We start from the raw sequence: 23074 nt of genomic DNA, 5'->3' as shown, positions 1-23074 counted from the left end.
GCGGTGGGGCATGTTTCCTTGAAATATGAAAGGGCGCTGACATGAAATGGCTCAGGGCGGCTTGGTCGTGGTTTATGTCTCCGAGCATGCGTTACGGGTGGGGTGCGATATTTGCTGTCGGCGGCGTCGCCGGCATCATTTTCTGGGGCGGCTTCAATACGTTCATGGAGCACACGAATACGCTGGGTTTCTGCATATCGTGCCATGAGATGCGCGACACGGTGTACCAGGAATACAAACAGTCCGTGCATTATCAGAACCCGTCGGGCGTGCGTGCCATATGCGCCGACTGCCATGTGCCGAAGGACTGGACGGCAAAGCTGGTTCGCAAGATCAAAGCCTCGAACGAGCTGTACCACAAGATCGCCGGGACAATCGATACGCCTGAAAAGTTCGAGGCCAAACGGCTTGAATTGGCCGAGAACGTCTGGGCTGAGATGAAGTCCAACGATTCACGCGAATGCCGGAACTGTCACAGCTACGATGCCATGCATTTCGAAAAACAACGCCCCCGTTCCGCCGAAAAGATGCGCGTCGCCTTCGAAGAAGGGAAGACCTGCATCGAATGTCATAAATTCATCGCCCATAAACGCCCCGCCGACTACGAGGACGACGATCGCTGAGGGTAAAGAGGATGAGGACGGCGCGAAGAGGGAACGTGCGCTTCGAATATCCGGCGTCACCCTGAACTTGTTTGGGGATTATCCCCTTGCCATACGGTGATAGAATTTGGTATATTACTCGCATAGGAGATAGCGAGATGACCAAACCAACCACCCTTCGTCAGTTTTTCCAGAAATTCCCGGATGACGATACCTGTTTAAAGCACCTGTTCGACGTTCGTTTTGGCCAAGGCCACGAATGTCCGAAATGTCAGCGGGAAGCTAAGTGGTATCCGATCAAGGCGGAACGTGCCTTTTCGTGCCAGTGGTGCGGACACCATATCCATCCGATGGTCGGGACGCTGTTTGAGAAGTCCCGGACACCGTTGCAATTGTGGTTTTATGCGATCTTCTTGTTTACGACGACGCGACACGGTGTCAGCGCCAAGGAATTACAGCGCCAGCTTGGCGTCACGTACAAATGCGCTTGGCGTATGGGCCATCAAATCCGCGAACATATGGCGGAAGTTGACGGCGACGATCCGCTTGGCGGCGTCGGCATCAACGTTGAAGTTGATGAAACGCTTATCGGCGGCTCTGTCTCCGGCAAGGGCCAAGGCTACAAGGGCAACAAAACGTGTGTCGTCGGTATGCTTGAACGTGACGGAGAGATCGTTACTCAGGTCGTTAAGGGTCGTGACAAGGTGTCTATGAAAGGCGTCATCCTCACTCACGTTCTGCCGGGAACGACGCTCCAGACCGACGAATTTGGCGGCTACAAGGACATCGACAAATCAGGTTTCCGCCACGTCAAAGTAAACCACAATCGCGGCGAATACGCCCGCGAGGATGGTGCTGGCGTCAACGGTATTGAAAGTTACTGGGCGCAGTTAAAGCGCGGCATCAACGGAACGCACATTCACGTTTCCGGCAAACACCTTCCGAAGTATGCCAAGGAATTTGAATACCGCTTCAATCGTCGGACCCGTCCCGAGAAGATGCTTTCGGAGCTTTTGACGACGTTTGAGCCGACTTCTTGATGGTCGCGTCTAACTTATCCATATCCCCGACCTCCGCTTCTCGCTCTTTAATAAAAAGATCAATCTCTCCGGACTTACGGGCCGCAGACAGTGAGATGGGTTTGTCTTGATCCTTAGCTGGCTTCTTTGGCATCACTAATAAAAATCTTTGCTATTTCACCATCACGTAACGTCGGCTTAACCGTAGCGTGAATAGCGGTCTGCTGGTCAAGAGAATGTGAATATATATTTTCCGGCGTTTGAAGCGCTGGGTCTGTTATTTTCACAAACAACTTGCTTCCCTCTTCCCCAACAATCTCTGCTTGTCCTGATCCGGTATCAAGGTTAACTGCCCGTAGGCGCAGAATCATATCCACTTGGTCGCCAACCTGATCCGCACCGCGTGATCGAAGTACGTCCGCCGCCTGTTCATCAATTTCCGTTTCAAACTCTTGTCCTGGCCATAGTTTTTCTGACTTTACGGATCGTCCAACCGGTGTGGCGGCGTCCTCAAGTGAAGTACGCATTTTGCCAGAAAGCTGATCAATATGGTCTTGAAGCCACGCCTTGTCCCGCATATGACCATCATGAACTTTGCTTGCAAACTCGTCTTTGCGCTCTGCCATTTCCTTTATTATCTCCAGCATCGCTTCTGATTCACTCCGTCGGCCTAGTGACTTCTCTACTATTGCCCGCCAAATGACGGGCAAGAACTCCGAAGCTAATTCAATAAGAGCCGGAGTATAAACTGGCAAATGACCAGTCTGCATCAATGCTATTAGTTCATATAATACACCATTTTCTTTTGGTACTCCAACATAATACCTAACCTTTTGACTATTTGAATGAAGATTTATTTTCCCATCTAAATAAAAATTGGTAATAATATTGGCTGATCTTGTGAAGCCCGAAAGAGAGCTCCCCAATTCCCGCCCATCAACAAGGTGGTCATCTGCATAATGACCGCGATAGGTGACAATTGTGGGCTTGAATACATGTTCCTGCATGGTCGCCTCCCCTTTAGCGAGAAGGCTACAACCAAATAAAACCGCCGTCTATGGCAACGTATGGCAAGGGGATAAGCCCCAACTTGTTTGGGGGGGCATGGTCTGCTCGGCGAGATGATGCTTCGGAAGGTATGGGTTCTGAACCAAGTTCAGGACGACGACAGTTGCTTGCTTCAACCAAGGTCGTCATTCCGGCGCAGGCCGGAATCCAGGCAGATGACAGACTGGACCCCGGCCGGAATGACGAAAGGATTATTACGTCGGCCCGGCCCTCTTCAGGATAAGGAAATAAGAAACCTCATGCTGAGGCGCGAAGCGTCTCGAAGCATGAAGCCGGGTGTCTACCCGACCCGATGCACAAGGCGCGCGCGGATGGCGGCTCTATCGCCGCCACCGGTTGCGGATCACGTCACCGCGATGCAGGAACACTTCGCCCGCTTCGCGACATCCCTTGATGTGCTGCCGTAAACGAGGCTTTTCAGACTGCCGAGACCGCGCGATCCCATGACGATCATGTCGGCGCCGAGGCGATCGGCTACGGTGACGATGGCGTCCGCCGCGTTGCCGTTCTCCTCGACCTCGGTGACCGCCGTGACGCCGGCATCTTTAAGAATCTTGTGCGCCTTCTTGACGGCAAGATCAGCCACCACGGTGCGCAGCCTGACGTTTTCATCGGCCTGCGCGGCGGCGTGCAGGTCCTTCATCATCCATGTCGGCACGTTCAACAGGCTTGATTCGGTGCCGAGCTTTTCACCGCCGACAAGGTGTTCCGCCTTCGCCATCGCCCGGACCGAGTCAGGCACAGGCTTGTTATCGATGACCGACAGCACCACCACGTCCATGCCACGTGATTTGGCGATGTCGGCGGCGACCTGAACGGCGTTCTCGCCTGATGACGAGCCGTCCGTTGCTACAATAATCGACGTCATTGGTTTTCCTCCGATCGTTGATTTGTTCACAAGACAGTCAATCCGGGATTGCCCGCCGCGTCTTTGATCTAGGTCAAAAGCGCACGCAAGCAGGGACAGATCGTCCTTCGAGACGGCCCCAGAGTTATTTTCTGGGGCTTCCTCGGGATGCGGCAGAAGCAGCCCTGATGGTGAGGCGCGAAGCGTCTCGAAGCATGAAGTCGGCTGTCTACTCGATCCGGTGCACGAGCCGCGCGCGGATGGTGCCGTCGAGTGCGCGGATGTCGGCGAGGATCTCTTCGGCTTCGGTGACCGCGCCGTCGGCGTCGAGCACCACGTAACCGATATCGCCCTCGGTCTGGTAATACTGACCGGCGATGTTGGTGCCGTGCTTGGCAAACACTTCGTTGAGGCGTGTCAGCTCACCGGGCAGGTTCTTCTGCACCTGCAGGAAGCGCGTCCCGGCCGGGCGCGGCGGCAGCAGAACCTGCGGGAAATTCACCGCGCCGATGGTCGTGCCGATATCGGAATAATCGGCCAGCTTGCGCGCCACTTCCTCGCCGATGCGTTCCTGCGCTTCCTCGGTCGAGCCGCCGACGTGCGGCGTCAGGATGACGTTGTCGAGGCCCTGCAGGGGGGAGGTGAACTTTTCCTTGTTCGATCCGGGCTCGGCCGGGAACACGTCGATGGCGGCGCCCGCCAGATTGCCCGATTTCAGCGCTTCGGCCAGGGCATCGATATCGACCACCTTGCCGCGCGCGTTGTTGATCAGGTACGCGCCTTTTTTCATGGCGGCGATCTCGGCGGCGCCGATCATGCCGCGCGTCTCGGCGGTGTCCGGCACGTGTAACGAGACGACATCGGCTTCCTTGAGAAGCTCTACCAGCGATACCGTCGGCTGAACGTTGCCGTGGCGCAGTTTGTCGGTGTGGTCGTAATAGATCACGTTCATGCCCATGGCTTCGGCGAGCATGGAAAGCTGGGTGCCGATGTTGCCGTAGCCGACGATGCCCAGCGTCTTGCCGCGCACTTCGCGCGATCCTGTGGCGGACTTCTCCCAGCCGCCCCCGTGCGCGGCGACGGAGCGGGGGAAGGTGCGGCGGAACAGCATGACGATCTCGGCGATGGTCAGTTCGGCGACCGAGCGGGTGTTGGAAAACGGCGCGTTGAAGACCGGCACGCCGCGGCGTTGCGCGGCGGAAAGGTCGATCTGGTTGGTGCCGACGGAAAAGCAGCCGACCGCGACCAGGCGCGTCGTCGACGCCAGAACCTCTTTGGTGATCTGCGTGCGCGAACGGATGCCGAGGATGCGGGTATCCTGCAGCGCGTCTATCAACGCGTCACCGTCCAGCGCCGTTGTCAGGCGTTCGACGTTTTCGTAGCCGGCCTTGTTCAGGGACTCGATGGCGGTGTCGCTGATGCCTTCCAAAAGCAATACCTTGATCTTGTCTTTGGAAAGGGAGGGGTTCTGGATTTCGCTCATGGGATATCTCTGCTCCGGTTGGGCCGATGCCGGGTTTCATAGTCCGTTCGCAGGTGCAATACAATGGGGGAGTGGGAGGTGAATATTTACCCGTCATCCCGGCCGAACGGCGAACATGGTTCGACGGAGAGCCGGGACCCATTGCAGGGTTGGAGCCTGCGTCGCCATGGGTCCCGGGTCGTGGCGGCAAGGCCGCCGTGCCCGGGATGACGAATTGAGAAATATCTCAAGTCGCACCGTGGAGAGGGGAGCTACAACGATTTCAGCCAGAATTTCAGCGGTTTTTCCGTCTCAAAATCCTGACCGACGTCCTTCCACGTAAAATGGCAGAGCAGATTCCCGTCCGGCCGATAGCCGAAATGCCGCCACACTTCGTCGAGCGGCTTCGCGCCCTCGGGCTTCAGCGGGTGATCGTCGGGGCGCATCACGCCGCAGAAGGCCATGGTCGTGAACCCGCCCAGCCGGCGCGCATGCGCCTCGCGGCCGTCGAAGAACCGCCGGTACAGACCCTGGCCCCGGTATCCGGGCAGCAACACCGATTCCGCCCCATAGAATATAGGCGCAATGGGAATGTCGGCGTCGATGAAGGGCTTTTTGATCTCGTCGTGTTCGTCGGCCAGCGGCAGGCCGGTCGAGGCACCCACCATCCGCGCGCCGTCAAAAGCGGCGATGCAGACCGCGCCCGGTGAGGCGGCAAAATCTGCCAGATAGCGTCGCTCGTAATCCAGCTCGCCGTCGTACAGATACGGCCAGTCGCGGAACACCCGGATGCGCAGCCGGGCGATATCGTCGACATGATCGGCAAGGCCCTGTCCGGGCGTCAGGGCACGGACTTCAAGCGGCACGGCTTAACCGGCTTTGCGTTGGGGGGTGGCGAAGCGGCGCGTGACCTGTTCGCGGATCTGTTGTGCAAATTCCTGCACGATCTCGTTGGTCTGGCTGGTGCGCACGTAAAGATTGACGTGAAACGGCGTCAGCACCGGCAGCCCGGAATCGGGCCCGAGAATCTCCAGATGCGGCGGCACCGAGCTTTGCAGCAGCGCGGTGACGGCGATATCGGCCTCGATCTTCGCCAGCATCACCTCGTGACCGGACGGGCCGACGACGCGCCAGTCGCGGCCTTGTTTTTCCAGCCCTTGCAGCATCGCGGCGCGGAAGGTGCAGGTGGGGTTGGCATTGCCGACGGGCAGCGGGTCTTCGTGCCAGACCCGGCCGCCGGGGCAGCCGACCCAGACGAGGTCCTCGCTCAGCAGGCGCTCGGCACCGCTTGGTGTGTCCGATTCCGTGGTCAGCGTCAGGTCGATGTCGCCCGCCGCCAGCGCTTTCTTCAGGGCGATCGAAGACTCGCAGTTCAGCTCGATCCTGACCTTGGGCCAGGCGTTCTTGAAACTTTTAAGGATCGGCGGCAGGAACGGGCGGATGACGTCACCCGGGACGCCGAGCCGCACCGTACCTTCGAACCCCGGTGCGCTCATCAGGCCCCATATCTCGTCGTTCAGCGCAATCAGGCGGCGCGCGTGCAACAGCAGCCGTTCACCTTCGGCGGTCAGCGACAACTGCCGGTGTTCGCGGTCGAACAGGTCCTTCTGCAGAAGCTCCTCGAGCCGCTTGATCTGCTGGCTGACCGCGCCCTGCGTCAGGTTGAGTAGCCGTGCGGCGGCGGTCATGCCGCCGGTCTCGGCGGTTGCCACGAAGGTGCGCGCCAGGGCGACGTCGATGTTCCTGAGTGGCTGTGGTAATTCATTAGGTTTCATAATGTGTCATATAAAACAAATTTCATTCCCTAATGCAATAGTTTCCGCCATGGTCAACCCAACAGCCTGACGAAAAACCCCTGTATCGGGTGGGATGCTGCACGCAAGTGTCGTTTTCTGAGGGCATCGAAACCGGAGATGAGACGATGACACACTATGTACATGCCCTGAACGCGTCCGCGCGTTTCTTCGAACACCGGCCCGGCGTATTGTCGCGTCTGGCGCGGCTGTTGATTCTGGCATTGCGGATCCGCCACGAACGCGCACGGCTGGCGGAACTGGACGACACACGGCTGGCCGATCTCGGGATCAGCCGGGACGCGGCCCGGCGTGAAGCGGCGCGGGGGTTTCTCGATATCCCGGCGCACCGCAAGAGCGCGCTTCATCTGTGAGGGAATGGCGAGGCCTGCGAACCGCTTGTCAGTCCGGGCGGCCTGCGAGCCGCTTGTTATTCCGGGCGGCCTGCGAGCCGCTTGTTATTCCGGGCGGCCTGCGAGCCGCCACGCCACCCGCTTCCTGAGGTAATCGAGCCCGAAGATCAGCGGCACGCCGAGCCACGCCGTCAGATAGACCTCGGTGGCGACCGGACCGGTGCCGAGGATGCGGCCGACCCACGGCGCATACAGGATAGCCCAGGAAAAGACGATCTCGAACGTGACCCCGAATACGATCAGGCGGTTCCGGAACGCATCCATATCGAGCCCCGAACCGAAGCGCGAGCGCCGCCCGAACAGGTTGCCGATCTGCATCAACAGGATCGACGACAGCGCGATCCCGGTCGCCGAGTGATACAGCGGGTCGTTCGTGGCCAGCTCGGCACCCCACGTCCAGCCACCGTCGAACAGCACCCAGAAGAACAGCGACATCGAGAATGCGGCTTCGATGAGACCCAAAAACAGATAACTGTGCGCAATCACCGGCAGCGTCAGCAGCCCCTGTTTGGCAGAACGGGGCGGCTCCTTCATGGTCTGGCCGTCGGGTTTTTCCTGGCCCAGCGCCATCGACGGCACGATGTCGGTGCCGAGATCGATCGAGAGGATCTGGATCACCGTCAGCGCAAGGGGCACCGGGAACAGCATGTACAGCAGATAGGGGATGATCTCCGGCCCGTTCGACACCAGCACGTAGTTGGTGAATTTGCGGATGTTGGCGAAGATGGTGCGGCCTTCCTCGATCCCGGCGACGATGGACGCGAAGTTGTCGTCGAGCAGGATCACCTGCGCCGCTTCGCGCGCGACATCGGTCCCGTCCTTGCCCATGGCGACGCCGACGTCGGCGGATTTCAGCGCCGGGGCGTCGTTGACGCCGTCGCCGGTCATGGCGACCACCAGATTGCGGCGGTGCAGCGCGCTGACGATCTTCATCTTCTGTTCCGGCGTGGTGCGGGCGAACACCGCAGTGCCGCTCTCGAAGCGTTCGACGAGGTCTTCCTCGCGCATCTGTTCCAGTTCGTCGCCGGTGACGACGCTGGCCCCGGGGGCAACATCGGCGGCGACCATGCCGGCGCGCCGGGCGATAGCTTCGGCGGTCTCAGGATGATCGCCGGTGATCATGACGGTGCGGATCCCGGCGCTGTGGCATTTGTCGACGGCGTCCGGCACCTCGGCGCGGAGCGGATCTTCGAGACAGATGAAACCGAGCAGCGTCAGTCCGCTTTCGATGTCCTTCAGTTCGGCGTCGGCGTCCGGTGCGTTCTCGAGGGTATTCGCGGCGACGGCGATGACCCGGTAGCCCTGGCGCGCCAGTTCCGACACGGTGTCTTCGCACGCGGTAATGGCCTTGGCGTCGACCGGGCGCGCGCCTTCGGGCGCACCGGTGGCGATTGCCGTCACCAGCGGCTTCAGGGATTCCCACGCCCCCTTGACGGTCAGCCGCGCCTGATTGCCCTTGGCCAGCACGCCGGCGGCGCGGCGCTTGGCGACGTCGAAGGCAAAATGCCGGACCTGACAGTCCAGCACATCCGCCGGATCGCCGCCGACGGCCTTGATCCTGGCGGCAATCGCGACATCCAGCGGATCGCCGTTATAACCGTTGTCCGTCACCGTCAGGTCGCTGGCGCCGACGGCGGCATCGAGAATGCCGCGCTGCATGTCATCCGTGGCCTCATCGGTTGCCATCGGCGCCGTGACGCGGACCACTTCGAGGCGGTTCAGCGTCAGCGTGCCGGTCTTGTCGGTACAGATGACATGAACCGAGCCCAGCGTCTCGACGGCGTTCAGGCTTTTCACCAGAACGTTGCGCTTGGCCATGCGCAGGCTGCCCATCGCCAGCGACAGGGTGAAGGTCGGCAACAGCCCTTCGGGGACGTTGGCGACGATGATCCCCATCATGAACACCAGATTGACCCACAGCGACTTGTCGGTGACGACGCCATAGGCGAAGAAGGTCAGGCCCATGGCGACGGCGATCACGGTCAGGATGCGCACCATTTGCCCGGTCGCGCGCTCCAGCGGCGAGGCGGTACGGCGGATTTCCTGCGACAGCATGGCGATGCGCCCGAACTGGCTGCGGAAACCGGTCGCGAAAACGACCGCCAGCCCCGATCCCCTGAGTACCGTGCAGCCCGCGAACAGCAGGTTTCGGGCATCGGTCAGGGCCTTCTCGGACGGCTCGGCGCTCAGCGACAGCGGGTTCGATTCCCCGGTCAACGGCGCGTTGCTGACCGTCAGATCGCGGCATTCGACAACCCGCGCGTCGGCCGGGATGCGGTCGCCTTCACGGACCTGGATGACATCGCCGGGGACAAGGTCGGCGGCGTCGAGTTCCTGTTCGCGGCCGTCGCGGTGCACGCTGATACGGTGCGGCAGGTATTTCCTGAGTTCCTCCATCGCCCGCTCGGCGCGGTATTCCTGAAAGAAACTGAACAGCGCATTGAGGATGGAGACGCCAAGCAGCGCCCAGCCGAGCAGCGCCATGCCTTCGCCGGGCTGGATGTATTCGGCGAAAAAACAGATCGCCGCCGAGATATCCAGCAGGATCGTGAAGAAATTGGTGAACTGGCGCGCCAGACTGCGCAGCCACCACATATTGTCGGCGACCTCGATCGAGTTGCGGCCCAACGTGGCGATGCGCGAGGCGGCTTCCGTGCTGTCGAGACCTGCGGGATTGCTGCCGAGCGCGCTGAACACGTCGTCGGCGCCGAGATTCTGGATCTGTCCGAAAGCAGGGTGCTGTTCGGTTACTTCGCCGTGCTGTTCCGTCATGACGTGCCGGCCCTGCGGTAAACGGCGACATCGCTGGGGGCGTTGCGCATCAGTTCCTCGATTGGGTGTGCATAGTTGAGTTTACCCGCCTGCGGCGGCGGCATTGCAAGCATGGCGAGGCCCGAGCGGTATCGCCCGGCTTCGACGGCAATCTGTTTCGGCCAGTCGTCACTGACACGGACATGGCTGTCGAGGTGCGCATGGTCGAGGCCTGTTTCGGCGATCAGAGTGTCCTCGGCGCGGGTGACGATCGACTGCGCATTATGTTTCAGGCGGCTGGCTTCGGCGTCGGTCAGGTTGGCAAAGTGCAGATGCGAAACGGTTTCGACGTAAAGCACGTCGAGCCGTTCAATATCCGCCGCCAGCGGCTTGACGAAGGGCACCGCCGGATGGGCCCGGCCCTGACCGGAGAGTGCCAGTAAAATCCGCTTCGGGTCGCCCAGCAGACCGGGCTGCAGAACATGGATCGACAGCACGTCGTAATTGTTCTGGCGCAACAACTGTTCGGAAATGGTTCCAGACAGCCGGCCGCGCCGCCCGCCCGCCGCGCGTGCGCCGCAGATGACCAGCGCACCCGGTTCCGCCTTCAGATGCGTATCGAGACCACCGAACACGCCGTGCTGCATCGCCAGGATGCGGGATTCTATATTGACGTTCATGCGCTCGCCCAGCCCGGACAGGCGCTCAAGCCGCTCATGCAGGGGCTCGCCGGAAATATTGGCGTCCTCGACGTGAACGACGACAAGCCGCCGCTCGACGGTGCCGGCGGCATAATGCACTGCGTAGCGGCCGATCCATTCGCCGTTCAACGAGCCGTCGTGGGCGAGAAAAACCGTCATATTCTCATGCTCCCTTACATATCAGGCGCTCAATCTATGGGCACCCGGCAGGGCCGTCATTGATATAGATTAATCCTCCAGCGCCGCGGGCGCAGCCGTTATTCGGGCACAAGCCTTTTGATCTGTATCAAGGTCTGCAAATTCCGGCCGTTTTAAAATCCTGTCCGGCTTTGAAGCTGATTTCGGATATACAAAGGAGACATTCGAATGGTCGAGAAATCGGATTTTTCCACGACGATCCCCAACTGGTTTTCACAGATGTATGGCCCCGTGCAACGCTTCGGCGACAAGCTTGCGGCCTTTTTTGCGCCGAATGCCGAAGCTGCCTCGGCGACAGATTACTATGAAATCTCGGTCGAGCTGCCGGGTGTGCCGGATGAGGACGTCAAGGTCGAGGTGCATGACGGCCGCCTGACGGTCAGTGGCGAGAAGCAGTCGAAACGCGAGGAGGAGGGAAAGAGTTATTTCTTTTCCGAAATCACCTATGGCCGCTTCCAGCGGTCGTTCCGCCTGCCGCCGGACGCGGATGAAGACCGGATTTCGGCGACGCACAAGGACGGCGTGCTGACGATCAAGGTGGCGAAAGTGAAACCGGCCGAAACGTCGGCGAAGAGCATTCCCGTCAACAGGGGGTGAGTGTGCTTATGGCTCGCCGTCCGATACGGATTGGCGGTAACCGGCACCATGTCCTGATCCCTGCGCTTGTTTCGTGATAGGCTGCCTGAAAGCCTGCGCATCACCGAAGGGATGGGGAAATGATAGATCATGTGTCGGTTGGCGTCGCCGATCTGGCGGCGAGCGCCGGTTTTTATGAACAGGTTCTGGCGCCGCTCGGCCTCACACGGCTGGTGACGCGCGATCACGCTATAGGGTTCGGCAAGCGTTATCCGGAATTCTGGCTCAACGCGCGGGCGGACATGGCGCCCGTCGGCGACGATACCGGCATCCATGTCTGCCTGCGCGCCCCCGACCGCGACGCGGTGACGGTGTTTTACGAGCGCGCGCTGGCGCTGGGGGGGCGTTGCGACGGTCCGCCGGGGGATCGTCCGGCGGCGATGACGGTCTATTTCGGGGCCTTCATCCGCGATGCGGACGGCAACAAGATCGAAGCCGTCACGTTCCCGAAAAAATAGTCTTCAGGGCGGTGCGCACGGCCCGTGGATCAGCCATTGCCGCGTAGCAGCAGGCCCCTCGCCATCGACGTCATCCGGTCCAGATATTTACGCTGTGACCAGTTGCAGTTTTCACGGAAATGGATCCAGTTTTCGAGCGACAGCATGGTCCAGAGAATGTCCGTGGCCTCGCTGCTTGAATAGTGCCGGGTCAGTCTGCCCTCGTCGTCGAGCGCGCTCACGGCGGCGGCGCATCCGTGCCTGACCGCCTGCATGCGGTCGTTCCATGCGGCCTTTGCATCCGGATCATCTGTGCTCATCGCGATCAAGACGCGCGCAACGCCTGAAATCTCGGGGATGTAGTTGCCCCATGCCTCGATGAACGCGTCCAGACGCTCGGTCCCGGAGCGGGCCTTGCGGCTTTTTTCCAGACGGCCGTCCACATCCTTGACCGAGTCGATGTAATGCGTGGTGGCGATCAGCATTTCGGTTCTGGTCGGGAAATGAAGATACAGCGCCTGGCGGCTGACGCCCGCCAGCTTGGCGATGTCGCTCATACGCGCGCCTTTCGGATTGGGCGATTCCAGCAGCTTCCATGCCGCCTTGAGGATTTTCATGCGTGTTTCGGGATTGCCACTTGACACTGTGTAAAGCTCCATATATTCAGACGCACGATGACTTTACACGATGTAAAGTAAATAACAACACGGACAATCTGAAAGGATCACATCATGAAGACCGCACCTATTCTCGTTATCGGATCCACCGGCAAGACCGGCCGGCGTATCGCAAGCCGTCTCCAGGCCCTGGGATACAATGTCCGCCACGGATCGCGTGGTTCCGCCACCCCTTTTGACTGGGACGATCCCGACACCTGGCAGGCTGCATTGCGCGGTGTGCGGGCGGTATATATTTCGTATTTCCCGGACCTCGCGATCCCCGGCGCGGCGGACAAGATCGAGGCTTTGTGCACGGCTGCTGCACGCGCGGACGTTCAGCGGCTGGTTCTGTTATCCGGCCGCGGCGAGCCGCATGCCCGGCACTGCGAGGGGATCGTCAGGAACAGCGGCCTGGATTTCACGCTTGTCCGTGCTGCGTGGTTTGCGCAGAACTTCAGCGAGGGGTATCTGCGCGAACCCGCGATGCAAGGCATGATCGCCCTGCCGGCCGGGGACGTGCGTGAACCCATTGTCGACGTCGATGACATTGCCGATGTCGCCGTCGCCGCGCTGACGGAAGACCGCCATTCCGGCCAGCTTTACGAGGTGACGGGACCGCAGGCAATCACGTTCGCCGAAGCCGCCGACACGCTTTCAAAGGCGATCGGCCATCAGGTCCGTTACATGCCGATTACACTTGAGCAGTTTCACGCGGCGATGACGGATATCGGTGGCGCGTTTATCGCCGAGGTGATCACCGAAATCTGCCGGGAAACACTGGATGGCCGGAATGCGTATGTGTCGGATGGGGTACAGCGCGCCCTTGGGCGGCCGCCGCGCGACTTTGCGGCTTTCTGTCAGCATGCTGACGCGTCGGGTGAGTGGCGGCTGGCGGCATGAACGCCGCAAACCCTAGTCGGCGGCGATTGACGACGCCGTCGGCAGGCGGGCGATGATTTCATCGGTCTCGGTTTCGCTGGGCTCGATGCCGCTTTCGATGATCGCGCGCATGGCGTTGTTATAGTGCCGGGTATCGGCCTGTGCCTGTGCAATGCTGTTTGCGGATGCGCTCAGGTAATCCTCGAGGGCTTCGGAAACCCGTGTCACGGACATGAAGCCGAAGCTGCCGGCCATGCCTTTCAGGGCGTGGGCGCTCAGCTTCATCTCGGTGGTATGCGCTTTGGCATCGCCGCTGCTCAGGCCGTCGATGGCGCTATCGATGGCGTCGAGCTTGCCCAGCGCGGTCGAGATAAACCGGGTGCGCAATGTGTCGACGACCGACTTCGATTTCGCATCACTCGCCATATCGTTCATGGCCTTGCCTCTTGCAGTGCCGCCGGAATGCCCGGCGGGACGGGTCACATAGGAGGTTTCGGCCTCAAGCGTCAATGAAAATTGCCTTTTTATGAATACGTAGTTTCCACGGACGGGCGCGGCGCGGATGGATATCGCGATGCTGTGAACAGGCCGGCAAACGGTTATAGTGGCGGCTTTGAATAAGGCCGGAGAAAGAATGTTGATGCGGGCAAGAGCAGACGAAACCGTCATCATGGCGCTGTGGGCGGCGGCACTGGTGCTTTCCGCGATCAACCCCAAGGACCCGCTGACCTGGTTCATGGAGGTCCTGCCGGTGCTGATCGCGGCGCCGCTGATCTGGGCCGCGCGGACGCGCTTTCCGCTGAGCCGGCTTTTGCTGTGGTGCGCCTTCGCGCACGGGCTGATTCTGATCATGGGCGGGCATTACACCTATGCCCACGTGCCGGCCGGGTTCTGGCTGCAGGACGTGTTCGGTTTCGCGCGCAATCCCTACGACCGCATCGGTCATCTGGCGCAGGGCTTCGTGCCGGCGCTGCTGACCCGCGAAATCCTGCTGCGCAAGACGCCGCTGCGGCCCGGCAAGATGCTGTTCGTGCTGGCGTGCTCCGTGCCGCTCGCCTTCAGTGCGTTCTACGAGATGATCGAGTGGTGGGCGGCAGTGATCATGGATCAGGATGCGGAAGCGTTCCTCGGCACGCAGGGCGATCCCTGGGACACGCAATCGGACATGTTCATGGCGCTGATCGGCGCCGTCGCCGCGCAGCTTCTTTTGCAGCGCTGGCAGGACCGGCAACTGGCGAGGGCGGGCGCGTTATGACCCTGCGCCTGTGTGTCGCCGGCAGCGGTTTTTTCAGCCAGTTCCATTACGAGGCGTGGTCGCGTCTGGAGGTCGAGGTGGCGGGCATCTGTTCGCTGGACCTGGACGCGGCGCAGGAAATCGCCGGACGTTTTCCGGACTGCCGCGTGTATGACGATTTTGCCGCCATGCTCGATGACGTGCGCCCCGATCTGGTGGATATCGTCACGCCACCGCCGACGCATCTGGCATTCGTCACGGCATGCGTCGAACGTGGTATCCCGGCGATCTGCCAGAAGCCGTTCTGCGGCGGCCTCGAAGTCGCGGCAAAGGCCGCCACCCTGGCGGCGGACAGCGGCGTTCAGGTGATCGTGCACGAGAATTTCCGCTTTCAGCCATGGTATGGCGAGACCGCCCGCCTGCTCGGTGCGGGGGCGCTGGGGGATGTCTATCAGGGCACGTTCCGGCTGCGACCCGGCGACGGTCAGGGGGCGGATGCGTATCTGGCGCGCCAGCCGTATTTTCAGGACATGCCAAGGCTTCTGGTACACGAAACGCTGGTCCACCTGATCGATGTGTTTCGCTTTCTGTTCGGCGAGGTGCGCAGCGTCAGCGCCGATCTCCGGAAGCTCAATCCGGCCATCAAGGGCGAGGATGCGGGCATTATCGTGCTTCACTTCGAAGACGGTCGGCGCGCCCTGATCGACGGCAACCGGCTCGTCGATCATGCGGCGACAAACCGCCGGCTGGTGATGGGCGAGATGCTGATCGAAGGGTCCGACGGGGTGCTGCGCCTCGATGGCGACGGCGATCTGTTCCGCCGCGCATTCGGCGAGAATGACGAGCAGCGCATGACATATGACTGGACCGACAACGGCTACGCCGGGGACTGCGTTTACCGGCTGAACCGTCATGTGCTGGGTGCGCTCGAAACTGGCGAAATGCCGGTGAATACGGCTTCGGCGTATCTGGCCAATCTCAGGATTGTCGAGGCGGTCTATCGTTCCGATGCCGAAGGACGGCGTGTCGACCTGATTTAAGTGCTGAAACCGTCAGCCGAGTTTCGACAGGGATCGGGCGACGGCGATCAGGGCCTCGATGGTGCGCCGTTTGGCATGACGTTTCAGGCACACCAGCGTGACAAGGTTGGTGCCTTGCAGATCGCGGATCGGCAGGGCGACGACGCGGGCATCCCCGGCGGCTTCGCGTTCCTGCATGAAGCCGAAACCGAGACCGTGCGCCGCCGCTTCGCGCACCGCTTCGCGGCTGCCCAGTTCCATCACCGGGACGATGTCTATTTTACGTTTCTTCAGGGCCGCTTCGAGAATGCTGCGGGTGTTGGATCCGCGTTCGCGCAGGATCACCGGTTCACCGGCGAGATCGGCAAGCGCGATGTCGTCGCGCGCCGCCCATGGATGCGTGGCGGCGACGATGCAGACCATGCTCTGGCGCAGGACATTGATGACGTGCAGCCGCGCGTCGTCGGGCGGGTTGGCGAGGACCCCGGCATCGACGCGCTGATTCATGACGTCGTCGAGGGTTTCGTTGGCATTGCCGAGCGTCATGCGGACATCGATCCCGGGATGGCGGGTACGGTATTCGGCGACCAGATCGAGCGCCACGTGCGGCCCGTCGGCGGCGATGTTCAGATGCCCGTGACGCAGTGCCGACATACCGCCCAGATACTCGGCGATGTCCGCTTCCTCGGCGAACATCCGCGTCGTCAGTTCGAACAGGTGCGCGCCCTCGCCGGTCAGGGTGACGCCGCCCCGGGTGCGGTTGAACAGGCTCAGGCCATAGGTTTCCTCAAGCGCCTGCACATGCAGGGTGACGGCGGGCTGGGTCACGCTCAATGCCTCGGCGGCCCGGCTGAAGCTGTGTTCGCGGGCGACGGTGTGAAAGGCGCGGAGCTGGATGTGGCGCATACCGGGGTTTACCAAGATATAAGTTTTATTACAAGTTATGACTAATAATATTAATTTGATTGAAAATGCGAATGCCCCGACAATGCCGCCAGTTGAAACACTGCAGGCAAAGGAAACGGCATGGATGCGAGCGTAAAGAAAGCCACCGGCAGCAAGGATCTGGCGCAGGTCGGCATTCCACTGGTGCGCGCCACGCCGCAAAGCCTTGAGGGGCTGGGTGTGCTGATTTCGCACCCCGACGAGGTTGCGGTCGAGATCGTCCGCTGGCCGGCCCAGGGCTGGCGTCCGGTCGACAGCGACACCGGCGACGAGGCAGGCACCACCGAAGGCCTGTTCGAGTTCTGGTGGGAAAACAATCTGCTTCGGGGCCGCAACAATGCCGTCAACGACGAGTATATTCTGGCCTGCGATGCGCGTTTCCCGGAAGCCTTCGATCCCGACGTCGCCAGGACGATCGCCGAAGACGACGACGGGCGCGAAGCGGCGCTGCTGTTTCATGCCAATTATCATCCCGACGGCGGGCAACTGTTTTTCCCCCAGGACAAGGCGCCGTTCGTCGTGCCGTTGGCGCCGCCGGGCGACGACGTCAAACCAGAGAGCTTCACCGCGTTCTGGTTCGACGGCACGCAGGGGCTGTATATCCATCCCGACGTCTGGCACGAAACCATGCTGCCGTCGCTGAAACGGACCACGTTCTTCGACCGCCAGGGCCGGGTGCATGCCCGCGTCAGCGTCGATTTTCCGGGCGAGTTCGGCGCCTATCTGCGCGTGCCGCTGATACTGGAGAACTGAAAATGAGCAAAGTTACCGTCGATACCCTGTTCGATGCGCTCGAGGGCGCGGGTGCCGTGCAGTACGGCGCGGAACCGATCACCGAGCTGGAGCATGCGTTGCAGATCGCCGAGCTGGCCGACGCGATGAGCGGCGACCCGGAACTGATCTGCGCCGCGCTGTTGCACGACATCGGCCGCGTCGCGGTGCGCCAGGACGAGATTTCCGACACCCTGGTGCCCGATCACATGGGTAAGGTCAGTGGCGGGCGCGGTCATCACGACGCCGGGGCGGAAATGCTGCAGGACCATTTTTCCGAACGCGTTCTGGCCGGTATCCGGCTGCACGTTGCCGCCAAGCGTTATCTCTGCAGCGTCGATCCCGACTATTACGGGACGTTGTCCGAAGGCTCCGTCACGACCATGAAGTTGCAGGGCGGTCTGATGAGCGACGCGGAAATGGCCGAATTCCGTGCCACGCCCTACAGCGAAGACGCGGTGCAGATCCGCCGCTGGGACGACAAGGCCAAGGTGGCCGGTCTGGAAACACGTCCGCTCGAACACTGGCGCCCGATCCTCGAAAAACTGATTCACTAAGCCTGCAAGGTCCCTCTCCCGGCGCGCATGCACCCTTCCCTCTCCCCGGGGAGAGGGAAGGGTGCAAAGACGTCAGATTGGTTTCATCCCCGGCGTAAGTGTTTTAGCATCCATTCATGCTTGATCCGATTACACTCGCCATCATTTTCGCGACGTTCATGCTCGCCGGTACGATCAAGGGGGTCATCGGCCTCGGGCTGCCGACCATAAGTCTGGCGCTGCTGACCGTTGCCTTCGATCTCACGACGGCGATGGCGCTGTTGCTGATCCCGTCGTTCGTCACCAATCTGTGGCAGGCCGGTGTCGGCGGCAATGCCGGGGTCATCGTCCGCCGCCTGTGGCCGTTCCTGTTTCTGGCGACGGCGAGTGTCGGCGTCGGCGCGGCGTTCCTGACGCGGGTCGATCTGAACATGCTGTCGGCACTGCTGGGGCTGCTGATCATCGCCTATGCCAGCCTCGGCCTCGGCGGCATCCAGCTGACGGTCCGCCCGTCGCAGGAAATCCTGACCGGCACCGTGCTCGGCGCCGTCAACGGCGTGCTGACCGGGATGACCGGCTCGTTCGTGGTCCCCGGCGTGATGTTCCTGCAGGCCATCGGCTTGCCGCGCGACATGCTGGTGCAGGCGATGGGCATGCTGTTTACCGCCTCGACACTGGCGCTGGGGGTGGCGCTCGGCGCCAACGATCTGCTGTCGACGGATTTCGGCCTGATGTCGGCGTCGGGTGTGCTGCCGGCGGTGATCGGCATGGTTGTCGGCCAGCAGATCCGCAAGCACATACCCGAAGACCTGTTCCGCCGGGTGTTCTTTTTCGCGCTTCTGGTGCTCGGTTTCTATATCGCCGCCAATGCCCTGACGGCGACCTCGGGCGGTGTCTTTTAGCATGGACGGGTTGGGCCCGGACGTGATGGGCGCGCTGGCCTTGGCGCTGGGTGCGGCATGGGCCAGCGGCATCAATCTTTATCTGGCGGCGCTGATGATCGGCGGGCTGGGCATGACCGGCGCCGTCGATCTGCCGCCCGATCTTGAAGTGCTGGCGAGCCCGCCGGTAATCGCCACGGCGGCGCTGCTGTACGGGCTGGAATTCTTCGCCGACAAGATCCCCGGCATCGACAGCCTCAACGATGCGCTGCATACCTTCATCCGCATTCCCGCCGGCGCGCTTTTGGCGATGGGCAGCGTATCGGGCGTCGCCGAGCCGTGGCAGGCGGCTGCGGCGTTGGTGCTGGGCGGTGTCGTCAGCGCCGGTTCGCACGCCGCCAAGACCGGCAGCCGGGCGCTGATCAATACCTCGCCGGAGCCGTTCTCGAACTGGTTCGCGTCGATCTTCGAGGATGTCATCGTCATCGTCGGCCTGCTGCTGGCGCTGTTCAAGCCGGTGGTATTCCTGATCTGGATGGCGTTGTTCGCGCTGCTGCTGATCTGGCTTCTGCCGAAGTTGTTGCGCGGTCTCAGGGCCATCTGGCAGCGTATCCAGGGCTTCCGCGCGCCAGGCAAGGAACCGGGCAGCGGCCTCGCGGCAAGCTTCAAGGGGCCGCCGGACACGCCGTCTTCCGGTGCTCAGCCGCCGCAACCGAGGCCCTAGCCCGGTGCGCCGCCGGCTCACTCCGATATTGCTTGTGGCGGGGTTGATGCTGCCGCTCGCAGGGCAAGCGCAATCGCTGCCCGACGAGATCATCTTGCTGAATTACCCGGACCGCATCGAAGCCCTGAAGCCGCCAGTCAACGTCGCCATCCGTTACAAGCCGTCGCCCGTGCGCCGCTTCGTCACCGACATCGTCTGGGGGCCGGAAAAGGCGCCGGGTCTATACCGGCTCAATGCGCAGGGCAGCGTCGAGGTGACGGCGGGCAAGGACGGCCCGGTGATGACGCTGACGCGTGACGCCACCAGCTTTACCTTCGGCCCGAAAACCGTCGCGCGTAAAGACGCCGGCAAAATCGTTGCAGATATCACGCCCGACGGCCGTTTTCGCCGGATCGCCCTGCATCTGCCGGGCCTCGACACGAAGGCGCACCGCGCCCAGTTCGCGCTGCTCGGCACCGGGCTGATCGATACCGGGCGGGTGCCGCCGTTCAAGCGCCTGCAGACCCGTGCCGGTCCCGACGACAGTGACGGCAGGACGCAGATGAAGCGCGAAAAGGACGCCCGCATCGACCTGCTGGAAGCGTTGCAGCCGATGCTTGGGCTGGTGCTGGATATGGGGGCGGGCGGGCTTCATACGGGCTCGCGGATGACCGTTCTCCGGCGCGATCTCGGCGATCTGTTCCGCGACGCGGGACCGATCCCGCTGCGGGTCGAGGGCATGGTGGTCGGGCTGTCGGAAATCGACGCGCGCCGCTTTCTGACGGTCAAGCTGGACCGCGCCGAGATGGCACCGCCGATGCGCGCCCTGATCGACGGCTATGCGCTGATCGACATCGATACCGGCCTTGTGGAAACCGTGGTCGCGAATATCGAACTGGTGATTTTGCAGGGCACCGACACCACGGTATTCCGCTTCGTCGAGCGCCGCGCCCTGATCCCGGAACTGGAAAAGCCCTAATACCCCGGTGCTTCTGGACCCCGGCTTTCGCCGGGGTGACGACTAAACATAAAAATTGTCATTCCGGCGCAGGCCGGAATCCAGAAATCCGTCTGGGTCTTCCATAACACGAAGCATGAACAGGCAAGGCTATCTATACATCCTCGCGAGCCGCCGAAACGGGACGCTTTATATTGGGGTCACGTCAGACCTCGTTCGGCGTGTGTGGGAACACCGTGCAGGCGTCGTTGACGGTTTTTCGAAAAGGTATGGCTGCAAAACACTCGTTTACTTCGAGACGTTTGACGATATTGCAAACGCGATCCAGCGCGAAAAAGCGCTCAAAGAGTGGAAGCGTGCGTGGAAACTGCGGCTGATCGAAGAGATGAATCCGACGTGGCGCGATTTATGGGATGATATTTGCCGGCCTTAGATACTACCGGTGCTTCTGGACCCCGGCCTTCGCCGGGGTGACGAATAAACATAAAAAATGTCATTCCGGCGCAGGCCGGAATCCAGCGCAACCGATGACTGGACCCCGGCCTTCGCCGGGGTGACGAATAAACATAAAAATCGTCATTCCGGCGCAGGCCGGAATCCAGATTTGCCGAGGCCGGAACTTGAAACTCGACGGGTCTTTCCCAATGCCGCGCCAGTCGCTAACTTACAGTCATTATGAAGTATGAACGGATTGCCTTTGTCGTGGCGCCGACCCCGGAAGCCGCCGAAGCCCGGGTGCGGCTTGCGCGGATATACGGAAACGAGTCCGTCGACAGCGCCGATGTGATCGTCGCGCTGGGCGGTGACGGCATGATGCTGCACACCATCCACGATCTGATGGACCGCGAAATACCGATTTACGGCATGAACCGGGGTTCGGTCGGGTTCCTGATGAACGAATACGCCGAGGCGGGGTTGGTCGAACGGCTCGAAAAGGCCGAGCTGATCGAACTGCATCCCCTGAAAATGGAAGCCATCGACATCGACGGCAAGGCGCATGCGTCGCTCGCCGTGAACGAGGTCTCGCTGATCCGCGAAACCCGTCAGGCGGCGAAGATCCGCATCATCGTCGACGGCGTCGCCCGGCTCGACGAAATGATGTGCGACGGCGTGCTGGTATCGACCCCGGCGGGATCGACCGCCTACAACCTGTCCGCAAGCGGGCCGATCATTCCGCTCGGCAACGACCTGCTGGCGCTGACGCCGATCAGCGCCTTCCGGCCCCGGCGCTGGCGCGGTGCGCTGTTGCCGTCAAAGGCCAAGATCACCTTCGAGGTGCTGGATGCCGCCGACCGCAGGGTCAGTGCGACCGCCGACTTCAACGAGGTCCGCAACGTCGTCAGCGTGAATATCTCGCAGGTCGCGAATCATGCGCCGAAGCTTCTGTTCGATCCCGAACACAACCTCGAGGAACGGGTACTCCGGGAGCAGTTCAGCGCGTGAGTGCCTACGAAGAAGCCGAAGACAGACCGGACAAGCCCGACAAGCGCGGCTGGAAACAGCAGGCGCCGATTATCGTCGCGACCCTGCTGTGGGGCGCGTTCGGCGGCTGGATTTTCTCGCTGATCGGCTTCCCGCTGGCGTGGATGATCGGCGCCATGATGTTCACCGCCGGCCTGGCCATTTTCGGGGTCCGCCTGAAGGGGCCGGGTAAAAGCCGTTCGGTCATGATTACCGTGTTGGGCGTCATGCTGGGCAGCGCCTTCACGCCGGAAATCCTCGAACACGCATCGAGCTGGATCATCAGTATCGTGGTTTTGCTGGTCTTCGTCGTCGTGGTCACGGCGATCCTGATGTGGGGCTTCCAGCGTTTTGCCGGGATGAAAAGACCCGAAGCGCTGCTGGCGGCGACGCCGGGCGGCTTCGGCGAGATGATCCTGATCGCCGAAAGCTACGGCATCGATGTCCGTTCGATCTCGCTGATCCATGCCACGCGGGTGATGTTCACGGTTTTGCTGATCCCGTTCTATTTCCGCATCTTCGAGGGCTACTCCCCGCCCGCGGTGTCACCGATGGGGACTATCAACGATCTCGGTATGGCCGATGCGTCGGTGCTGGTGACGTGCGCCCTGGTCGGCTATCTGGGGGCGAAGCGGCTGGGCATTCCGGCGGCGGCGCTGCTCGGGCCTATGCTGATCAGCGCCATCGTGCATTTTCTCGGGCTGACCACGGCCAAGCCGCCGGGCGAACTGGTGAACCTGGCGCAGATCGTCATCGGCACCAATGTCGGCTGCCGCTTCGTCGGCGTCGAGCGCCGCCAGCTCATCAACCCGGTCGGTGTCGGCATCATCGGCGCGGCGACGACGCTGGGCCTGGCCATGGGCGCGGCGTCGATCCTGCACCAGATCACGCAGCTCGATTATCACGCTTTGTGGATTTCCTTCGCGCCCGGCGGGCTGGCCGAGATGACGCTGATCAGCCTCGCCATGCACATCGACACGGCGTTCGTCTCAACGCACCACATCGTCCGCATCCTGTTTATCGTGATGTCGATCTCGGTGGTGACGCGGGTGCTGTTCGGCAAGCCGAAGCACGACGTCAACTGAATCCCTCTCCCCAAGG

26 protein-coding genes are annotated in these 23074 nt (G+C 61.5%); 16 read left to right on the top strand and 10 right to left on the bottom strand.

From position 1 onward, the window contains the following. Positions 1-74 precede the first annotated feature (74 nt). Complete coding sequence (locus L2D14_15200) at positions 75-623, top strand: NapC/NirT family cytochrome c (protein ID WNJ99204.1); 549 nt, start codon at positions 75-77, stop codon at positions 621-623. 137 nt (positions 624-760) lie between these two features. After that, on the top strand, positions 761-1642 hold the full coding sequence (locus L2D14_15195) for an IS1595 family transposase (protein WNK01696.1): 882 nt from the start codon (positions 761-763) through the stop codon (positions 1640-1642). A 113-nt stretch (positions 1643-1755) separates the two neighbouring features. On the opposite strand, the gene L2D14_15190 is transcribed toward L2D14_15195, so the two are convergent. The 5 genes from L2D14_15190 to L2D14_15170 form a co-directional block, all read right to left on the bottom strand. Beyond that, the gene (locus L2D14_15190; GenBank protein ID WNJ99203.1) at positions 1756-2628 is read right to left on the bottom strand and encodes a hypothetical protein; all 873 of its coding nucleotides are present in this window, start codon (positions 2626-2628) and stop codon (positions 1756-1758) included. Positions 2629-3032: 404 nt separating this feature from the next. Further along, on the bottom strand, positions 3033-3557 hold the full coding sequence (locus tag L2D14_15185; GenBank protein ID WNJ99202.1) for a universal stress protein: 525 nt from the start codon (positions 3555-3557) through the stop codon (positions 3033-3035). A 208-nt stretch (positions 3558-3765) separates the two neighbouring features. Further along, positions 3766-5019: a phosphoglycerate dehydrogenase gene (gene serA / locus L2D14_15180; protein ID WNJ99201.1), complete on the bottom strand. Its 1254-nt coding sequence runs from the start codon at positions 5017-5019 to the stop codon at positions 3766-3768. Positions 5020-5270: 251 nt separating this feature from the next. Further along, positions 5271-5864, bottom strand: a complete 594-nt coding sequence (locus tag L2D14_15175; protein ID WNJ99200.1) for a GNAT family N-acetyltransferase — start codon at positions 5862-5864, stop codon at positions 5271-5273. 3 nt (positions 5865-5867) lie between these two features. Then, positions 5868-6773 (bottom strand): LysR family transcriptional regulator, encoded by a 906-nt coding sequence (locus L2D14_15170; protein ID WNJ99199.1) that lies wholly within the window; start codon positions 6771-6773, stop codon positions 5868-5870. A 146-nt stretch (positions 6774-6919) separates the two neighbouring features. Here L2D14_15170 and L2D14_15165 point away from each other — a divergent pair, with 146 nt between their 5' ends. Next, positions 6920-7165, top strand: coding sequence for a hypothetical protein (locus tag L2D14_15165; GenBank protein ID WNJ99198.1), 246 nt, complete (start codon positions 6920-6922; stop codon positions 7163-7165). An 84-nt stretch (positions 7166-7249) separates the two neighbouring features. Here L2D14_15165 and L2D14_15160 read toward each other — a convergent pair whose 3' ends face one another. After that, a complete protein-coding gene (locus L2D14_15160; protein ID WNJ99197.1) occupies positions 7250-9976 on the bottom strand; it encodes a cation-transporting P-type ATPase in 2727 nt (908 codons plus the stop codon). Continuing rightward, on the bottom strand, positions 9973-10815 hold the full coding sequence (locus L2D14_15155) for a hypothetical protein (GenBank protein ID WNJ99196.1): 843 nt from the start codon (positions 10813-10815) through the stop codon (positions 9973-9975). Before L2D14_15155 ends, L2D14_15160 begins: the two co-directional genes overlap by 4 nt. A gap of 207 nt (positions 10816-11022) precedes the next feature. On the opposite strand from L2D14_15155, the gene L2D14_15150 reads away from it, so the two are divergent. Both L2D14_15150 and L2D14_15145 read left to right on the top strand, forming a co-directional pair. Beyond that, the gene (locus L2D14_15150) at positions 11023-11451 is read left to right on the top strand and encodes an Hsp20/alpha crystallin family protein (protein ID WNJ99195.1); all 429 of its coding nucleotides are present in this window, start codon (positions 11023-11025) and stop codon (positions 11449-11451) included. A 119-nt stretch (positions 11452-11570) separates the two neighbouring features. Beyond that, the gene (locus tag L2D14_15145) at positions 11571-11948 is read left to right on the top strand and encodes a VOC family protein (protein WNJ99194.1); all 378 of its coding nucleotides are present in this window, start codon (positions 11571-11573) and stop codon (positions 11946-11948) included. A gap of 29 nt (positions 11949-11977) precedes the next feature. On the opposite strand, the gene L2D14_15140 is transcribed toward L2D14_15145, so the two are convergent. Further along, positions 11978-12544, bottom strand: a complete 567-nt coding sequence (locus L2D14_15140) for a TetR/AcrR family transcriptional regulator (GenBank protein WNJ99193.1) — start codon at positions 12542-12544, stop codon at positions 11978-11980. Between the two features lie 114 nt (positions 12545-12658). Between L2D14_15140 and L2D14_15135 the strand changes: the two genes are divergently transcribed. Continuing rightward, on the top strand, positions 12659-13486 hold the full coding sequence (locus L2D14_15135) for an NmrA family NAD(P)-binding protein (GenBank protein ID WNJ99192.1): 828 nt from the start codon (positions 12659-12661) through the stop codon (positions 13484-13486). Between the two features lie 12 nt (positions 13487-13498). Here the strand turns inward: L2D14_15135 and L2D14_15130 are convergent, their stop codons facing one another. Then, on the bottom strand, positions 13499-13975 hold the full coding sequence (locus L2D14_15130) for an Hpt domain-containing protein (protein ID WNJ99191.1): 477 nt from the start codon (positions 13973-13975) through the stop codon (positions 13499-13501). Positions 13976-14105: 130 nt separating this feature from the next. Here L2D14_15130 and L2D14_15125 point away from each other — a divergent pair, with 130 nt between their 5' ends. Both L2D14_15125 and L2D14_15120 read left to right on the top strand, forming a co-directional pair. Then, positions 14106-14720 carry a DUF2238 domain-containing protein gene (locus tag L2D14_15125; GenBank protein ID WNJ99190.1) on the top strand — a complete coding sequence of 205 codons (615 nt, stop codon included), beginning with the start codon at positions 14106-14108 and terminating at the stop codon, positions 14718-14720. Next, a complete protein-coding gene (locus tag L2D14_15120) occupies positions 14717-15739 on the top strand; it encodes a Gfo/Idh/MocA family oxidoreductase (protein ID WNJ99189.1) in 1023 nt (340 codons plus the stop codon). Before L2D14_15125 ends, L2D14_15120 begins: the two co-directional genes overlap by 4 nt. Before the next feature lie 12 nt (positions 15740-15751). On the opposite strand, the gene L2D14_15115 is transcribed toward L2D14_15120, so the two are convergent. Continuing rightward, on the bottom strand, positions 15752-16624 hold the full coding sequence (locus L2D14_15115; GenBank protein ID WNJ99188.1) for a LysR substrate-binding domain-containing protein: 873 nt from the start codon (positions 16622-16624) through the stop codon (positions 15752-15754). 120 nt (positions 16625-16744) lie between these two features. On the opposite strand from L2D14_15115, the gene L2D14_15110 reads away from it, so the two are divergent. The 8 genes from L2D14_15110 to L2D14_15075 all read left to right on the top strand — a co-directional run bounded on the left by L2D14_15110 (position 16745) and on the right by L2D14_15075 (position 23058). Then, positions 16745-17416 (top strand): ureidoglycolate lyase, encoded by a 672-nt coding sequence (locus L2D14_15110; GenBank protein WNJ99187.1) that lies wholly within the window; start codon positions 16745-16747, stop codon positions 17414-17416. 2 nt (positions 17417-17418) lie between these two features. Beyond that, positions 17419-17991, top strand: coding sequence for an HD domain-containing protein (locus L2D14_15105; GenBank protein WNJ99186.1), 573 nt, complete (start codon positions 17419-17421; stop codon positions 17989-17991). A gap of 116 nt (positions 17992-18107) precedes the next feature. Beyond that, complete coding sequence (locus L2D14_15100; GenBank protein ID WNJ99185.1) at positions 18108-18872, top strand: sulfite exporter TauE/SafE family protein; 765 nt, start codon at positions 18108-18110, stop codon at positions 18870-18872. A gap of 1 nt (position 18873) precedes the next feature. Beyond that, the gene (locus tag L2D14_15095) at positions 18874-19575 is read left to right on the top strand and encodes a DUF4126 domain-containing protein (GenBank protein ID WNJ99184.1); all 702 of its coding nucleotides are present in this window, start codon (positions 18874-18876) and stop codon (positions 19573-19575) included. Positions 19576-19621: 46 nt separating this feature from the next. Further along, on the top strand, positions 19622-20533 hold the full coding sequence (locus L2D14_15090) for a hypothetical protein (protein WNJ99183.1): 912 nt from the start codon (positions 19622-19624) through the stop codon (positions 20531-20533). 115 nt (positions 20534-20648) lie between these two features. Then, entirely contained in the window at positions 20649-20945 is a 297-nt protein-coding gene (locus tag L2D14_15085) for a GIY-YIG nuclease family protein (GenBank protein WNJ99182.1), read from the top strand. A gap of 242 nt (positions 20946-21187) precedes the next feature. Continuing rightward, positions 21188-21955 (top strand): NAD kinase, encoded by a 768-nt coding sequence (locus tag L2D14_15080; GenBank protein WNJ99181.1) that lies wholly within the window; start codon positions 21188-21190, stop codon positions 21953-21955. Then, on the top strand, positions 21952-23058 hold the full coding sequence (locus L2D14_15075; GenBank protein WNJ99180.1) for an AbrB family transcriptional regulator: 1107 nt from the start codon (positions 21952-21954) through the stop codon (positions 23056-23058). The genes L2D14_15080 and L2D14_15075 overlap by 4 nt, the downstream gene beginning before the upstream one ends. Positions 23059-23074 lie beyond the last annotated feature (16 nt).

The sequence above is a fragment of the Thalassospiraceae bacterium LMO-JJ14 genome, assembly GCA_021555105.2.
GTDB lineage: Bacteria > Pseudomonadota > Alphaproteobacteria > Rhodospirillales > Casp-alpha2 > UBA4479.
This window is presented reverse-complemented; position numbering and strand designations above follow the sequence as displayed.

What these genes read in the sequence shown, in the direction of transcription:
- serA (WNJ99201.1), bottom strand. Translation starts at nt 5,019, where the DNA reads ATGAGCGAAATCCAGAACCCCTCCCTTTCCAAAGACAAGATCAAGGTA.
- L2D14_15100 (WNJ99185.1), top strand. Translation starts at nt 18,108, where the DNA reads ATGCTTGATCCGATTACACTCGCCATCATTTTCGCGACGTTCATGCTC.
- L2D14_15185 (WNJ99202.1), bottom strand. Translation starts at nt 3,557, where the DNA reads ATGACGTCGATTATTGTAGCAACGGACGGCTCGTCATCAGGCGAGAAC.
- L2D14_15135 (WNJ99192.1), top strand. Translation starts at nt 12,659, where the DNA reads ATGAAGACCGCACCTATTCTCGTTATCGGATCCACCGGCAAGACCGGC.
- L2D14_15200 (WNJ99204.1), top strand. Translation starts at nt 75, where the DNA reads ATGTCTCCGAGCATGCGTTACGGGTGGGGTGCGATATTTGCTGTCGGC.
- L2D14_15165 (WNJ99198.1), top strand. Translation starts at nt 6,920, where the DNA reads ATGACACACTATGTACATGCCCTGAACGCGTCCGCGCGTTTCTTCGAA.
- L2D14_15140 (WNJ99193.1), bottom strand. Translation starts at nt 12,544, where the DNA reads ATGAAAATCCTCAAGGCGGCATGGAAGCTGCTGGAATCGCCCAATCCG.
- L2D14_15125 (WNJ99190.1), top strand. Translation starts at nt 14,106, where the DNA reads ATGCGGGCAAGAGCAGACGAAACCGTCATCATGGCGCTGTGGGCGGCG.
- L2D14_15195 (WNK01696.1), top strand. Translation starts at nt 761, where the DNA reads ATGACCAAACCAACCACCCTTCGTCAGTTTTTCCAGAAATTCCCGGAT.
- L2D14_15115 (WNJ99188.1), bottom strand. Translation starts at nt 16,624, where the DNA reads ATGCGCCACATCCAGCTCCGCGCCTTTCACACCGTCGCCCGCGAACAC.
- L2D14_15085 (WNJ99182.1), top strand. Translation starts at nt 20,649, where the DNA reads ATGAACAGGCAAGGCTATCTATACATCCTCGCGAGCCGCCGAAACGGG.
- L2D14_15170 (WNJ99199.1), bottom strand. Translation starts at nt 6,773, where the DNA reads ATGAAACCTAATGAATTACCACAGCCACTCAGGAACATCGACGTCGCC.
- L2D14_15145 (WNJ99194.1), top strand. Translation starts at nt 11,571, where the DNA reads ATGATAGATCATGTGTCGGTTGGCGTCGCCGATCTGGCGGCGAGCGCC.
- L2D14_15110 (WNJ99187.1), top strand. Translation starts at nt 16,745, where the DNA reads ATGGATGCGAGCGTAAAGAAAGCCACCGGCAGCAAGGATCTGGCGCAG.
- L2D14_15160 (WNJ99197.1), bottom strand. Translation starts at nt 9,976, where the DNA reads ATGACGGAACAGCACGGCGAAGTAACCGAACAGCACCCTGCTTTCGGA.
- L2D14_15090 (WNJ99183.1), top strand. Translation starts at nt 19,622, where the DNA reads ATGCTGCCGCTCGCAGGGCAAGCGCAATCGCTGCCCGACGAGATCATC.
- L2D14_15095 (WNJ99184.1), top strand. Translation starts at nt 18,874, where the DNA reads ATGGACGGGTTGGGCCCGGACGTGATGGGCGCGCTGGCCTTGGCGCTG.
- L2D14_15155 (WNJ99196.1), bottom strand. Translation starts at nt 10,815, where the DNA reads ATGACGGTTTTTCTCGCCCACGACGGCTCGTTGAACGGCGAATGGATC.
- L2D14_15105 (WNJ99186.1), top strand. Translation starts at nt 17,419, where the DNA reads ATGAGCAAAGTTACCGTCGATACCCTGTTCGATGCGCTCGAGGGCGCG.
- L2D14_15150 (WNJ99195.1), top strand. Translation starts at nt 11,023, where the DNA reads ATGGTCGAGAAATCGGATTTTTCCACGACGATCCCCAACTGGTTTTCA.
- L2D14_15080 (WNJ99181.1), top strand. Translation starts at nt 21,188, where the DNA reads ATGAAGTATGAACGGATTGCCTTTGTCGTGGCGCCGACCCCGGAAGCC.
- L2D14_15120 (WNJ99189.1), top strand. Translation starts at nt 14,717, where the DNA reads ATGACCCTGCGCCTGTGTGTCGCCGGCAGCGGTTTTTTCAGCCAGTTC.
- L2D14_15190 (WNJ99203.1), bottom strand. Translation starts at nt 2,628, where the DNA reads ATGCAGGAACATGTATTCAAGCCCACAATTGTCACCTATCGCGGTCAT.